The organism is Zoogloea sp. (assembly GCF_041908905.1).
Classification (GTDB): domain Bacteria; phylum Pseudomonadota; class Gammaproteobacteria; order Burkholderiales; family Rhodocyclaceae; genus Zoogloea.
In genome coordinates, this window is record NZ_JAYREK010000018.1 from 21,713 (window position 1) to 34,299 (window position 12,587).

The 12,587-nt window shown below is 68.1% G+C and carries 13 protein-coding genes; 5 read left to right on the plus strand and 8 right to left on the minus strand.

Going from position 1 to position 12,587, the window contains the following annotated elements; genetic code table 11:
• Positions 1-46: 46 nt before the first annotated feature.
• The 5 genes from ACE3OU_RS11180 to ACE3OU_RS11200 all read left to right on the plus strand — a co-directional run bounded on the left by ACE3OU_RS11180 (position 47) and on the right by ACE3OU_RS11200 (position 5,652).
• Positions 47-787 (plus strand): 16S rRNA (uracil(1498)-N(3))-methyltransferase, encoded by a 741-nt coding sequence (locus ACE3OU_RS11180; protein WP_374241692.1) that lies wholly within the window; start codon positions 47-49, stop codon positions 785-787.
• Positions 780-2,267 carry a polyphosphate:AMP phosphotransferase gene (pap, locus tag ACE3OU_RS11185; RefSeq protein ID WP_374241642.1) on the plus strand — a complete coding sequence of 496 codons (1,488 nt, stop codon included), beginning with the start codon at positions 780-782 and terminating at the stop codon, positions 2,265-2,267. The genes ACE3OU_RS11180 and pap overlap by 8 nt, the downstream gene beginning before the upstream one ends.
• A 52-nt stretch (positions 2,268-2,319) precedes the next feature.
• Positions 2,320-3,672, plus strand: a complete 1,353-nt coding sequence (gene argA, locus ACE3OU_RS11190) for an amino-acid N-acetyltransferase (protein WP_374241643.1) — start codon at positions 2,320-2,322, stop codon at positions 3,670-3,672.
• Positions 3,673-3,681: 9 nt separating this feature from the next.
• Positions 3,682-5,319, plus strand: a complete 1,638-nt coding sequence (locus ACE3OU_RS11195; RefSeq protein WP_374241644.1) for a diguanylate cyclase — start codon at positions 3,682-3,684, stop codon at positions 5,317-5,319.
• Between the two features lie 63 nt (positions 5,320-5,382).
• A complete protein-coding gene (locus ACE3OU_RS11200) occupies positions 5,383-5,652 on the plus strand; it encodes an oxidative damage protection protein (protein ID WP_374241645.1) in 270 nt (89 codons plus the stop codon).
• Positions 5,653-5,739: 87 nt separating this feature from the next.
• Here ACE3OU_RS11200 and ACE3OU_RS11205 read toward each other — a convergent pair whose 3' ends face one another.
• The 8 genes from ACE3OU_RS11205 to ACE3OU_RS11240 all read right to left on the minus strand — a co-directional run bounded on the left by ACE3OU_RS11205 (position 5,740) and on the right by ACE3OU_RS11240 (position 12,561).
• A complete protein-coding gene (locus tag ACE3OU_RS11205) occupies positions 5,740-6,051 on the minus strand; it encodes an EscU/YscU/HrcU family type III secretion system export apparatus switch protein (RefSeq protein ID WP_374241646.1) in 312 nt (103 codons plus the stop codon).
• Complete coding sequence (locus ACE3OU_RS11210) at positions 6,048-7,094, minus strand: flagellar hook-length control protein FliK (RefSeq protein WP_374241647.1); 1,047 nt, start codon at positions 7,092-7,094, stop codon at positions 6,048-6,050. The genes ACE3OU_RS11205 and ACE3OU_RS11210 overlap by 4 nt, the downstream gene beginning before the upstream one ends.
• 33 nt (positions 7,095-7,127) lie before the next feature.
• On the minus strand, positions 7,128-7,478 hold the full coding sequence (locus ACE3OU_RS11215; protein WP_374241648.1) for a flagellar protein FliT: 351 nt from the start codon (positions 7,476-7,478) through the stop codon (positions 7,128-7,130).
• A gap of 38 nt (positions 7,479-7,516) precedes the next feature.
• Entirely contained in the window at positions 7,517-7,915 is a 399-nt protein-coding gene (fliS, locus tag ACE3OU_RS11220) for a flagellar export chaperone FliS (RefSeq protein WP_374241649.1), read from the minus strand.
• A 19-nt stretch (positions 7,916-7,934) separates the two neighbouring features.
• Positions 7,935-9,359: a flagellar filament capping protein FliD gene (gene fliD, locus ACE3OU_RS11225; protein WP_374241650.1), complete on the minus strand. Its 1,425-nt coding sequence runs from the start codon at positions 9,357-9,359 to the stop codon at positions 7,935-7,937.
• A 183-nt stretch (positions 9,360-9,542) separates the two neighbouring features.
• Positions 9,543-9,923, minus strand: coding sequence for a flagellar protein FlaG (locus ACE3OU_RS11230; protein WP_374241651.1), 381 nt, complete (start codon positions 9,921-9,923; stop codon positions 9,543-9,545).
• Positions 9,924-10,005: 82 nt separating this feature from the next.
• Complete coding sequence (locus ACE3OU_RS11235; RefSeq protein WP_374241652.1) at positions 10,006-11,505, minus strand: flagellin; 1,500 nt, start codon at positions 11,503-11,505, stop codon at positions 10,006-10,008.
• A 399-nt stretch (positions 11,506-11,904) separates the two neighbouring features.
• Positions 11,905-12,561, minus strand: coding sequence for an HAD family hydrolase (locus ACE3OU_RS11240; RefSeq protein ID WP_374241653.1), 657 nt, complete (start codon positions 12,559-12,561; stop codon positions 11,905-11,907).
• Positions 12,562-12,587: the final 26 nt, after the last annotated feature.

A 12,587-nucleotide genomic window follows, 5' to 3' on the forward strand; every position in this document is an offset into this window, starting at 1 on the left:
CGTTTCCATTCCGTTGAGGCGCGCGGAATTTGCGGATAATAGCATGATGAATCCGCGCTTCTTCTGCCCCGAGGGGCTCCTCCCCGAGTCCGACATGCCGCTGCCGGCGGCGGTCGCCCACCATGCCGAGCGTGTGCTGCGCCTCGCCGTCGGCGACGCGGTGACCCTCTTCGACGGCCAGGGCGGCGAGTGTGCGGCGACCCTGCTGGCCCTCGGCAAGCAGCCCGTCGCCCGGCTGGGGCCGCGGCTCGCGGTCGAATGTGAATCGCCGCTGCAGATCACCCTGGTGCAGGCCCTGGCCAGCGGCGACAAGATGGACTGGGTGGTCCAGAAGGCCGTCGAGCTGGGCGCGGTGGCGATCCAGCCGGTGGCGGCGGAGCGCTCGGTGCTCAGGCTCGCCGGCGAGCGGGCCGACAAGCGGGTGGCCCACTGGCAGCAGATCGCGGTGGCGGCCTGCGAGCAGTCGGGGCGCAACCGCGTGCCCCGGGTGGCGCCGATCCTGCCGCTGGCGAAGTATCTGGCCGAGCCCTTCGAGGGCACGCGGCTGGTCCTCGCGCCGGGGGCCGCCGGGGCGCTGGCCGGCAAGGCGCGCCCGGCCGGGCCGCTGGCGCTGCTGATCGGCCCCGAGGGCGGCTGGTCGCCGGCCGAGCTGGCCCTGGCCGAACACGCCGGCTGCGCGCCGCTGGCCCTCGGGCCGCGGGTGCTGCGCACCGAGACGGCGGGGCTGGCCGCGCTGGCGGCCCTGCAGACCCTGTGGGGTGATTTTGCGGGAGACGCCGATGTTTGAGTCCGCCGAACTGGGCCATCACCTGTCGAAGGCCGACTACGAGCTCATCGAGCCGAAGCTGCGCACCGATCTGCTCGATGTGCAGTTCGATCTGCTGGAGCACCGGGATTTTTCGGTGGTGATCCTGATCAACGGCATCGACGGCGCCGGGCGCGGCGAGACGGTGAACCTGCTCAACGAGTGGATGGACCCGCGCCACATCGAGGTGCATGCCTTCGACCGCCCCACCGACAACGAAGGCGAGCGGCCGCCGATGTGGCGTTTCTGGCGGGCCCTGCCGCCCAAGGGCAAGATCGGCGTGCTGTTCGGCAACTGGTATGTGGACCCGATCGGCGAGCGGGCCGGCGGGCGCCTGAAAAAGGCGCCCCTCGACCAGCGCCTGTCCGAGCTCAACCGGTTCGAGGCGATGCTGGCCGCCGAGGGCGTGCTGCTGGTGAAGTTCTGGTTCCACCTGTCCCGGGCCGGCCAGAAGAAACGTCTCAAGGCGCTGGAGTCCAACCCCGACACCCGCTGGCGGGTGCGCCAGGCCGACTGGGATTTCTACGAGCAGTACGACCGCTACCGGGAGGTCGCCGAGCACGTGCTGCGCCGCACCAGCACCGGCGTGGCGCCGTGGGTGATCGTCGATGGCACCGACCCGCAGTATCGGGCGGTGCAGGTCGGCCGCAACCTGCTGGAGCGGCTGCAGCGCCGCATCGAGCAGGTCCGCAAGGGCTTCCGGGCGCGCCAGACGGCCGCCCCGCTGGTGGCCGCGCCCGACGAGCGCAACCTGCTCAACGCGCTGGTGCTCCGCCAGCCGATGGACAAGAAAACCTACGAGCGCCAGCTCGAGAAGCTGCAGGGGCGGCTGGCCCTGGCCCTGCGCAGCGAGGCCTTCGCGCGGCGTTCGCTGGTGCTGGTCTTCGAGGGCATGGACGCCGCCGGCAAGGGCGGGGCGATCCGCCGCATCACCGAGGCCCTCGATGCGCGCCAGTACCAGGTCTTCCCGATCGCCGCGCCCACCGACGAGGAGGCGGCCCGGCCCTACCTGTGGCGTTTCTGGCGGCGCCTGCCGCGACGCGGCAAGACAGCGATCTTCGACCGCTCCTGGTACGGCCGGGTGCTGGTCGAGCGGGTCGAGGGCTTCTGCTCGGAGGCCGACTGGATGCGTGCCTACGCCGAGATCAACGATTTCGAGGATCAGCTGGTGTCGGCCGGCGCGGTGGTGGTCAAGTTCTGGCTGTCGGTGAGCCAGGACGAGCAGCTCGCCCGTTTCAAGGCCCGGGAGAGCGAGGCGTTCAAGCGCTACAAGCTCACCCCCGAAGACTGGCGCAACCGCGAGAAGTGGCTGCTCTACGAGCCGGCGGTGTGCGACATGATCGACCGTACCAGCACCAGCAACGCCCTGTGGACCCTGGTGGAGGCCGACAACAAGTATTTCGCGCGGGTCAAGATCCTGCGCACCCTGGTCGACAAGCTCGAAGCGGTGCTGCAGCAGTAGCCGCAGGTGTGCTCACGAGCCCTTCCTTCAACCCGTTATTCGTGTGTGCCAAGTGACTTCGTCCGATCCGAACGCCGCGCTGCCCGCGGCTGAAAACCTTTCCGAGCGTTTCGTTGCCTGGGTGCGGGCGGCGGCGCCCTTCATCCACGCCTTCCGCGGCAAGACCTTCGTGCTGGGCTTTGGCGGCGAGGTGGCGGCCGGCCAGCTCGCCCAGAAGCTGGCCTACGACTGCAATCTGCTCGCCGCGCTGGGCGTGCGCCTGGTGCTGGTGCACGGGGCGCGGCCGCAGATCGAGGCCGAGCTGGCCCGCCGTGGCCTCACCCCGCGCTACCACAACGGGCTGCGCGTCACCGACGCGGCGGCCCTCGAGTGCGTCAAGGCGGCGGTGGCGGTGACCCGCATCGAGGTCGAGGCGCTGCTCTCCCAGGGCCTGCCCAACACGCCGATGGCCGGTAGCTTCATGCGCGTCACCGGCGGCAACTTCCTAACCGCCAAGCCGGTGGGGGTGGTGGATGGCATCGACTACGGCTTCACCGGCGCCGTGCGCCGGGTGATCGCCGACGAGATCGTCGCCGACCTCGACCAGCAGAACGTGGTGCTGATGTCCTCCCTCGGGGTGTCGCCCGCCGGCGAGATCTTCAACATGAGCATGGAGGCGGTGGCCGAGGCGGTGGCGGTCGCGCTGAAGGCCGAGAAGCTGATCTACCTGTGCGACGCCCCCGGCCTGCTCGATGGCGACGGCGCCCTGATCGAGGCGATCACCGCCGACGACGCCGAGGCCATGCTGAAGGCCGGCCAGGGCCTCACCGAGGATCTCGACCTGTACCTGCCCTGCGCGATCCGCGCGGTGCGCAAGGGCGTGGGCCGCGCCCACCTGATCGACCGCGACAAGGACGGCGGCCTGCTGCTGGAGTTCTTCACGCCGCTGGGCGTCGGCACCGTGCTGACCCGCGACCCCCTGTTCCGCCTGCGCGAGGCCACCATCGAGGACGTCGGCGCGCTGGCCAGCGTCATCGCGCCGATGGAGGCCGACGGCACCCTGGTGCGGCGCAGCCGCGAGCGCCTCGAGGAGGAGATCGAGCGCTTCACGGTGGTCGAATACGACGGCGTGCTGGTGGGCTGCGCGGCCCTCTACCCCTTCATCGACGAGCGCGCCGCCGAGATGGCCTGCGTCGCGGTGGTGCCGGAGCACCGTCGGGCGGGCCTCGGCGAGATGCTGCTCAAGCGCATCGAGGGGCGAGCCCGGGCGATCGGCGTCGAGCGCCTGTTCGTGCTCACCACGCGCACCTCCGACTGGTTCCGCGAGCGGGGCTTCCGCCAGGCGCCCCCCGACGAACTGCCCCGGCAGAAGCGCGAGATGTACGACGTGAGCCGGCGTTCAAAGGTCTTCATGAAGAGCCTCTGAGGGGCTGGCATGCACCCGTCACCCGCCCGGCGTCTGCCCCCGTCCCCGCGCTTCCTGCGCCTGAGCCGCCAGGGGGGCGTGTGCCTCGCCATGGCGGCGCCGGCCGCCTGGGCCGGCGGGCTGCCGGAGGTGTTCATGTCGCCCCTGGTGACGGTTGGCGCCGGGCTGGCCACCCTGGGCCTGCTGGCCGGGGCCGGCTACATCCTGCAGCTCCGGCAGCGTCTGGCGCGGCTTGAGGCCCGGCCCGCCGGCGGCGTGGCGCCGGCGGGCCTGCATGATCGCCAGTTCCGCCTCGCGGCGGCGGCCGGGCACGGCATCGAGGGGCTGATCGGTCTCGACGGCAGGCTCATCTGGGCCAACCCGGCGGTGGAGCGCGTCACCGGCCACGAGGCGGCCACGCTGGAGGCGGCGGATTTCGTCGAGCTGCTGGTCTGCGAGCGGGACCGCGCCTTCTGCCGCCAGCGCCTGCGGGCACTCGTGGAGCGGGGCGCGCCGGACGACTTCGAGCTGCGCATCCAGCACCACGGCGGTGGGGTGCGCTGGATGGCCTGCCACTGGCAACCGGTGCGCGAGGAGGATGGCCGCCTGGTCGGCCTGCGGGTGGCGATGGAGGACATCCAGGCGCGCAAGGAGGCCGAGTACGCCCAGCTCGAGACCGTGGCCGCGCTGCGCCGGGCGCAGGCCCTTTCCGAGCATTACCTGCGGCGCAGCAACGAGGAGCGCCAGCGCCTCTCGGCCCTGCTCGACGTGGTGAAGGCGGGCATCCTGTTCATGGATCCGGATCACCGGGTGGTTTATTGCAACCGGGCCTTCCACGAGATCTGGGGGGTGCCCGTCAGCAAGACCCTGGTCGGCGTCCGGGACGTGGTGCTGCAGCGGATGGTGGTCGACCTGCTCGCCGAGCCCGACGTGTTCTTCAGGCACCTGCAGGACGTGGTGGACAGCCGCCGGCCGAGCGAGGCCATGGAGGTCCGTTTCAAGGATGGCCGCATCCTGACCAGCTCGTCCTGCCTGGTGCCGGCGCCGGAGGGGCTGCGGTCGATCGGCCGGATCTGGGTTTTCGAGGACATCACCGCCCAGCGCGAGGCGGCGAAGCAGCTCCAGCAGATGGCCGAGCGCGATCCGCTCACCAATCTCTACAACCGCCGCCGTTTCCACGAGGAGCTCGTGCGCATGCTCGCCGACGGCCAGCGCCGCGGCGAGGGGGTCGGGCTGCTGGCGATCGACCTCGACGGCTTCAAGCCGATCAACGACCGTTTCGGCCACCAGGCCGGGGACGAGGTGCTGGTGTGCCTGGCGGCCGAGGTGGGGGCGGTGGTGCGCCGCAACGAGATGTTCTTCCGCCTGGGGGGCGACGAATTCGCGATCCTCGTGCCCTTTGCCACGGCGCTGCAGCTCGCCGAGCTGGCGCGGCGCGTGGCGGCCTGCATCGCCGGCCAGCGCTTTGCCTTCGACGACGGGGAGGTGGGGGTGACGGCGAGCATCGGCATCGCCTTCAGCCCGCAGCAGGGCGACGACCCCGAGACGCTGGTGGCGGCGGCGGATCGCGCGATGTATGTGGCGAAGGGCCTGGGCGGCAACAGCTGGGCCTTCGCGCCGGCCGAAAGCGCTGCCGGGCAACTGGCCGCAGACGCCCCGGCGGGCTAGAATCCCGCTACGTCCCCGGTGGCGGCATGCCCGCGCCGGGGTTCCCAACTCAAGAGGTGATACATGGTACGGATGGTCAATTGTGTGAAGCTCGGCCGTGAGGCGGAAGGCCTCGACCTGCCGCCGATTCCCGGCGAGCTCGGCAAGCGCGTCTTCGACAACGTTTCGAAGGAAGCCTGGCAGCAGTGGGTTCGTCACCAGACGATGCTGATCAACGAGAACCGGCTGAACCTGATGGACGCCCGGGCGCGCAAGTATCTTGCCGAGCAGATGGAGCGCTACTTCTTCGGCGGCGGTGTCGACCAGATCAGCGGCTACGTTCCGCAGAACTGAGCGCAGCCCTGTCGCGTTGAGTCGTTTCGAAGGCCCCGGTTTCCGGGGCCTTCGGCTTTTCTGGCGGCCGCGCGGGGTTGGGTGTGCTCAGGCCCGCGGTGGCGGGCCTTCCGGCTTGCCGCCACCCGCTTCGAGGCTGTACAGCCAGGCCAGCAGCTCGGCCACGGCCACGTACAGTTCGGGGGGAATGCGTGCGTCCAGGTCCACCTGCATCAGCAGCGCGACGAGCTCGGGTGATTCATGCACATAGATACCGGCCTCCTTGGCCCGCGAGATGATCTCGGCGGCGATCAGGCCACGCCCCTTGGCGACCACCGTCGGCGCCGCCTGGCCGGCGGTGTAGGCGAGGGCGACGGCTTCGGCGCGGGGCGCTTCGCCGGGGGATTCGGGGCGGTTCATGGGGTGCCGCGCAGTTCGGCGACGAGGCCGGTGAGGGGCACGTCGGCGGCGGCCAGGGCGTCGGCCAGGCGGGCCTCGGCGGCCGCCAGCGTGGCCCGGGTTTCGTCGCTGTCGGCGATCAGGCGCATCGCCACGCCCGCCGGGGTGAGGTGCAGGCGGGCCTCGATGCCGCCCAGGCGGGGCAGGGTCAGGCGCAGCGTGCTGTTCCAGTTGGCGTCGGGTTCGTCGGGGCTGCGGCGGCCGTCGGCGGCCGGGTCTTCGATCTCCCATTCCATCGTCTGGCCGGGCCAGACCTGCCCCTGCCAGACGAAGTTCTGGGTGGCCACCGCGTCGAGCTGCTGGTGCACGACGGGCAGCAACCGCTCGGGGATGGGCGCCAGGCCCTCCGTGAGGCCGCGGGCGGCGGTGGCGGCGGAGCCTTCGGCGGGCTGGGCCGGCAGGGTGGGGGCGCTCCGGTTCTGGGGTTCCTGCAGGAGGGCTGCGGTGTCGAGCTTGCCGGCGAGCCAGCGGGCCTGGTGGGATTCGTAGAACAGGCCGCTCTGCCCGAGGGCCGCGCCGAGGCGGTTGGCAAGCACCGCGCTGTCGCCGGGGGCCTGCGGTGCCGAGGCCAGCATCGGCTGGCCGCCGTTGAGGGCGGCGTTCTGGGCGGCGGGCTGGCCGGTGAGCAGGAAGCTGATCAGCCGGCCGGCCTGGCTGAGGGCCGGGGCCGTGGCGCTTCCGGTGCCGGGGGCAGCGGTGGGCTCGGCGAGGGTCGCGAAGACGGCGCGCGGGGTGACGTGACTGACGACGAGCTCCAGGGTGTCGCCGGCGTTGGCGGCCTGGGGCAGGGCGAGGGTGAAGTCGTGATCGGCGATGCGGGCCCGGTAGGTGTTGCCCGGCTGGGCCGTCTGGAGGGTGGCGACGATGCGCTGGCCGGGGACGAAGGCCGGCAGCTGCTCGGAGATGGCCTTGACCCGGGCCAGGGGGGCGACGGTGGGCTCACCGGAGAAGAAGCTCGCCTCGGTGAGCATCCGCAGGCGGGAGGCGAGATCGGCGGGGATCATGGCGTGGCGCCGCCGGCCGGGCGGCCCGGTGGCTCAGTCTTCGCCGGACTGCTTGCCGTAGGCGGCGCGGACGTTGCGTTCGCGGGCGCCGCCGGACAGCAGCTGGCGGACGTTGTCCATCCAGGGCTCGGTGTGCACGCGCACTTCCTTGTCGTCGTCGAGGATGCGCCGGATCAGCGCGACCTTCTTCTGGCGCTCTTCTTCGGACATGCGCTTGCTGCCCCGGCCCTGAAAGCCCAGGGCCTCCTCGACGCCCATGCGGTCGCGCAGGGAGGCCACCTGCCGCTCGAGGCGGACGAGGCGATCCCAGTCGTTGGCGCGGGCGGCATCCACCATCTCGGTGGAGTAGCTGCTCATCTGTTCCAGGAGGGCGAGGGAACTCATTACGTGTCTCCGTGGGGCGTGATGTCGTTGTGCGTTGTTCAGACCGTGGTGCCGATGGATTCCCAGGCACCCTTGATGTCGCGGAGCAGGCCGGCGACCTCGTCGAGGGCCGGGCGGCTGCTGTGCAGGTTGGCGTACAGCAGGCGGCTGGTCATGTAGTCGTAGAGGGCGCCGAGCTTCTCGGCGAGATCCCCGCCGGCCTCGTAGTCGAGGCTGACCTTGAGGCCGTCGTTGATGATCTCGATGGCCTTGGAGATCGCCATGCCCTTGCCGGGGATGTCCTGGCTGTCGAGGGCTGCCGAGGCCTTGGCGATGCTGAGCAGCGCGCCTTCGAACAGCATCAGGACCAGCTTGTGCGGGTCGGCGGTCGACACGCCGGTTTCCAGCCCCACCTGGGCATAGGCATTGGCGGCACGGGGGGCAAAGCCAAAAGACATGTTTCTCTCCGGCAGTCGGTTACTTGTTACTGTTGAAGTTGGTGATGTTGGCGATGCCCGCCAGCTGCTGGGTCAGGTAGGTGCTGGTGCTTTGCATGCTGGAGATCGCCGAATCGAGCGCGGTGAATTGGGCGCGATACTGTTTTTCGATGGCGGTCAGGCGGACGTTGAGTGCATCGCGTTGCTTGTCGATGAGGGCCACCGAGCGATTGATGCCATCGATTTTTGTGCTGACCGACCCGCTGCTCGAGAGCAGGTTGTCGGTGACGGTCTTGAAGCTGCTGCCGTAGGCGCCGGCCAGCTCGGCCACCGCACCGAAGTTGGTGTCGATCGCCTTCTGCAGCTTGGCGTTGTCCAGCGACATCACCCCGGTCTTGTCGACGCTGATGCCTATGTCGCTGAGGTACTGGTAAGGGGCCCCACTCAGCGAAGCCGGCACCTTTTGCAGCACACTACGGACCTGGCTCTGGGCGCCACGCAGTGTCGAGTCGCCGTTGAGCGCCCCGGCGCTCTTGGCAGCGGCGTCGTAACCGCCCAGCGACGCCATGGTGCTGTTGAGATCGTTGTAGTTCTTGACCAAGGTATTCAGGGCGCCCTTGAGCGTACTGTAGTCACGGGTGAGCGTGATCGTTGTCGGGCTGCCGATGTTGGTCTTCTGCAGGTTGATCGTGAGCCCGTCCACCGCCGTCGTCAGTGTGTTGCCGGATGCGCTGACGGGAATGCCGTTGATTTTTGCGCTGGCGTCGGTGGCCGCCTGGGTGGTGTTGAACGCGCTCGAAGCGGCGATGGCCGAGCCGCCTGCCGGATTGACGAAGCTTGCGTCGCCCGACAGGGTGATGGCATTGGCCGTGCCGGTGTCGGTGGTCGTCAAGACAAGGTTCTGCTTGTTGTCGGCACCGGTGACGATGACTGCGGAGACGCCGGCGGCAGCCTTGTTGATCGCATCCCGCAGGTCGCCGAGGCTGTTCTTGGTGCTCTCCAGCGTGATGTCCACCGACCTTGCCGAAGCGCCGCTGCCCTGGGTCAGCGTCAGGGTGCGGGTGGCGTTGCCACCAAAGTCGATGACCGGGTCGGTGGCACCATAGGTGGTGCCCAGGGTCTGGCGCTGGGCGGTGGCCAGCGCGGTGACTTCGAGGCTGTAGCTGCCGGCCACCGCCGAGCCGCTGGCGGAGACGGAGGCAATGGAGCTGTCGGCAATACTTGCCTGGTAAGTAGAAAACTTTGCCGTTGCGGTTTTGGTGAGGTCGGGGCTCAGGGCCGCGGCGGCGGTCTGCAGGGAGGCGAGTCCGCTTTTGAGCGAGCCCAGCGCCGAAATGCTTGCCTGAAACTTGGCCTCGCGCGTGTTGAGGAGCGTCAGCGGCGCCTGCTCGGCCGCCATGAGCTTCGTCAGAAGCCCTTGCAGGTCGAGTCCGGAGCCGGAGCCTAAGGAAGAGACGCTAGCCATGAGGAACCTCTTTTCACCATGAACAACCGGTTATGGAAACGCTTACGGAATTCAAGCTGGGAACTTGAGCCCGCCAAGCGGAATTTCCATTTTCCCAAGCAAACAGCATGCCAGCCTTCGCGCGACGGCAGTCGTGCGGGATCTGGAGTCACGCTGCCGTGGCCGGCGCGGTCGGTGGATGTTTCAGGCCTGCTGTTTCATCAGCAGCCCGGTGAACTTGTCGAGGGCCTTGGCCATCTGCAGCATTTCTTCGGAGGGAATCTGGCGGATGACCTTGTTAGTCTCGGTGTCCACGATCTTCACGACGGTGTTGTGGGAGTCCTTGTCGATCGAGAACTGCAGGCTCTGGGCCAGGGGCCGGACAATCTGCTGGACTTGATCGATGGCCTGCTGAACCTGATCGAGGGTGGGCTTTGCCGTGGGCGTGCTCGTGACCCCGGGCGTTTCGCCAGTGGCGCCGAGCGGGGTTGCTGCCGTGTTGAGGGCAGTGTTGCCCGTGGCCGAGGCTGCGGCCGTCGCCTGCGGAGGCGGTGGCATGCTGCTTGCAACATTGCGGATTTCCATGATGCACTCCTCTCGTGCGGGCGGCGCCGTGCCTTGAAGGGCGCCGGCGCCGCATTCTCATGCCTTCACAGGCCGAGGTGGATTACTTTAGCAGGCTCAGCACGCTCTGCGGCATCTGGTTAGCCTGGGCCAGCATCGCGGTGCCGGCTTGCTGCAGGATCTGGTTGCGGGTCATGTTGGCCGTTTCCGCTGCGAAGTCGGTGTCCTGGATGCGGCTGCGAGCGGCCGACAGGTTTTCCGAAGTGGTCTGCAGGTTGGCGATCGTCGAGGCGAGGCGGTTCTGCGTGGCGCCATAGACGCTGCGCTGGCTGTCGATCATCGCGAGCGCGGAGTCGATGGTCTTGATCGCCTCGTTGGACTTCGTCATGGTGGAGACGTCGAGGTCTGAGACCGTGTTCAGAGTCGAGCCTTCCGTCTTGGCGGTGCCGGTTGCGCCAAACAGGTTCAGGGTGGCGTCCTGCGCGACCGAGAAGGTCTTGGAAGAGTCGAAGGTCACCTGGCCGACGACGATCGTTTTATCCGCAGTGGTATCTGCTACCCCTGCCAGGACTGCTGCAGAGCCTATTGGGGTGGAGCCGTCCACCTCGACCGCCTGGACCGTGACGTTGCCAGCGTTAGCCGTCGTCGTATCGGCAAGACTGATGTCGTTGCCCGTGGCGTTGGTGAGGATGATGCCGGTCTTGTCCGCGTTGAGCGCTGCGCTGACGCCGGTCTTGCCGGCCTTGTCGTTGAAGGCGCTGATCGCCGCGGACAGGTCGTCGCCGCTGGCCGAAGCCAGGGAGAAGGTGACCGTCTCCTTGGTGCTGTTGTCGCTGGTGATCTCCAATGCGTAGGAGCCTTTGGCGCTGAACTTCAGCTCGACGTCCGTGCGGGCTGACGCGGTCACGTTAGTCTCGCCCGTGACGTTGTTGATCTGGCTGGCGATTGTCTTGGCCGTCGCCTTGTCGAGAATCGTGACATCTTTGGAGCCGGCCGAACCGTTGATGGTCAGCGTGCCGCCTTTTACAGCCTGATCCGTTGCTGTAATCAAGCCTGCGCCCAGATCCGAACTTCCAGCCTTGACCTGGTTGTTGCCGTAATTGACCGTGCGCAGGTTGGCGGTGGTGGTGGTGATGGTCTGGTTGGCGTTGGCGCCGATCTGGAACTGGGCAGTGCCAAAGCTGCCGTCGAACAGGTTGCGGCCGTTGAAGTTGGTCGTGGTGGCGATGCGGTCGAGTTCCTGGGTCAGTTGGGCCACCTCATCGTTGAGCGAGTTGCGGTCGCTGGCCGAGTTGGTGGCATTGGCCGACTGCACGGCCAGGGTGCGCATGCGCTGCAGGATGTCGGTAGCCGAACTCAGAGCGCCTTCTGCCGTCTGCATCAGGGAGACCGCGTCGTTGGCATTGCGGGCAGCCTGGTTGAGGCCATTGACCTGGGCCGTCATGCGGTCGCTGATCGCCAGGCCGGCGGCATCATCCTTCGCGCTGTTGATGCGCAGACCGGACGAGAGGCGTTGCAGCGAAGTCGCGAGGCCGGTTTGCGAAGAGGTAAGGTTGCGTTGCGCGTTCAGCGACGAGACGTTGGTGTTGATGCCCATTGCCATGATGGTTCTCCTAAATTCCGTTCAAGATAAGCATTTCAGCTTAACTTTGGTTCGCCTTGCCCCGGTGTGTGCAAGGCAACCGCCGTTGAGACCATTAACGGAACCGCCCAAACCGACTTTAGAAAAATCATTGACATTTTGTAAGAATGTCGCCTACCCAGGTGCCGGCCGGATTACCGCTTGGCTTTTGATAGCGGCGCGGAAAATCAAAGCTTTAGCAATGGGAATCGTCCGGCCGGCGACCCTCGCCGCCCGCGCCCGACAGGCTTTCAGGTGAGGTGAACGAGGGGCTTCATGGTTTGGGGGTAGGGAAGCCGCTGCTCATGCGGCTTTCGAGCACTTTGTCATCGTGAAGTCCGCGCTGCGAGGCAGGCCTGGCTGAGCGTGGCAGGGCCAAAATCAGCCCGCCAGCAGCAGCCTGGCCAGCGCCGCAGGGGTGGCGGTGTACTGCCAGTGATGGGCCATCGCGGCGGGCTCGATGCTGCCGTAACCCCAGGTGGCGGCGATGAACGGCAGGCTGTTGGCGTCGGCGGATTCGCCGTCCTCGCTGCGGTCGCCGATGTAGATGGAGGCGTCCCTGGGGATCTCTTTGTCGGCCAGCAGGCGAGCGATCATCGCGGCCTTGTGGGGCAGCCGCGGCTCGAAGAGGTCGAGGGCGTAGAGGTGCTCGAAGTGGCCAAGCCAGCCCAGGTGGTCGAGGATCAGGCGGGTGGGCAGGATGCGCTTGTTGGTGGCGATCGACAGCTGCAGGCCGGCATCGCGGAGCTGGGCGAGCATTTCGCCGACGCCGGCGTAGGCGGCGGTCTGCTGGTAGCCCTCGCTGTCGTAGCTGGCCTTGAAGGCTTCGGCGAGGCGCTCGATGAGGGCCGGGTCGTGGCTGGCGGTGAGGAGTTGCAGGGTTTCGATGAGGGGCGGGCCGACGATGCTCTCGTCGATGGTGCGTGCGGGCGTCACGTCGCAGCGGGAGAAGGCTTCGCGATAGCTGGCGAGGATGGCCGGGGCGGAGTCGATGAGGGTGCCGTCGAGGTCGAACAGGATGTGCTGGTAGCGGGGCATGGGCTGGGGCTGGCTGGGCGGAATGG

Excerpts from the sequence above, each read along its gene's own strand:
- ACE3OU_RS11180 (WP_374241692.1), top strand. The coding sequence starts at position 47 with ATGAATCCGCGCTTCTTCTGCCCCGAGGGGCTCCTCCCCGAGTCCGAC.
- pap (WP_374241642.1), top strand. The coding sequence starts at position 780 with ATGTTTGAGTCCGCCGAACTGGGCCATCACCTGTCGAAGGCCGACTAC.
- ACE3OU_RS11195 (WP_374241644.1), top strand. The coding sequence starts at position 3,682 with ATGCACCCGTCACCCGCCCGGCGTCTGCCCCCGTCCCCGCGCTTCCTG.
- ACE3OU_RS11200 (WP_374241645.1), top strand. The coding sequence starts at position 5,383 with ATGGTACGGATGGTCAATTGTGTGAAGCTCGGCCGTGAGGCGGAAGGC.
- ACE3OU_RS11205 (WP_374241646.1), bottom strand. The coding sequence starts at position 6,051 with ATGAACCGCCCCGAATCCCCCGGCGAAGCGCCCCGCGCCGAAGCCGTC.
- ACE3OU_RS11210 (WP_374241647.1), bottom strand. The coding sequence starts at position 7,094 with ATGATCCCCGCCGATCTCGCCTCCCGCCTGCGGATGCTCACCGAGGCG.
- ACE3OU_RS11215 (WP_374241648.1), bottom strand. The coding sequence starts at position 7,478 with ATGAGTTCCCTCGCCCTCCTGGAACAGATGAGCAGCTACTCCACCGAG.
- fliS (WP_374241649.1), bottom strand. The coding sequence starts at position 7,915 with ATGTCTTTTGGCTTTGCCCCCCGTGCCGCCAATGCCTATGCCCAGGTG.
- fliD (WP_374241650.1), bottom strand. The coding sequence starts at position 9,359 with ATGGCTAGCGTCTCTTCCTTAGGCTCCGGCTCCGGACTCGACCTGCAA.
- ACE3OU_RS11230 (WP_374241651.1), bottom strand. The coding sequence starts at position 9,923 with ATGGAAATCCGCAATGTTGCAAGCAGCATGCCACCGCCTCCGCAGGCG.
- ACE3OU_RS11235 (WP_374241652.1), bottom strand. The coding sequence starts at position 11,505 with ATGGCAATGGGCATCAACACCAACGTCTCGTCGCTGAACGCGCAACGC.
- ACE3OU_RS11240 (WP_374241653.1), bottom strand. The coding sequence starts at position 12,561 with ATGCCCCGCTACCAGCACATCCTGTTCGACCTCGACGGCACCCTCATC.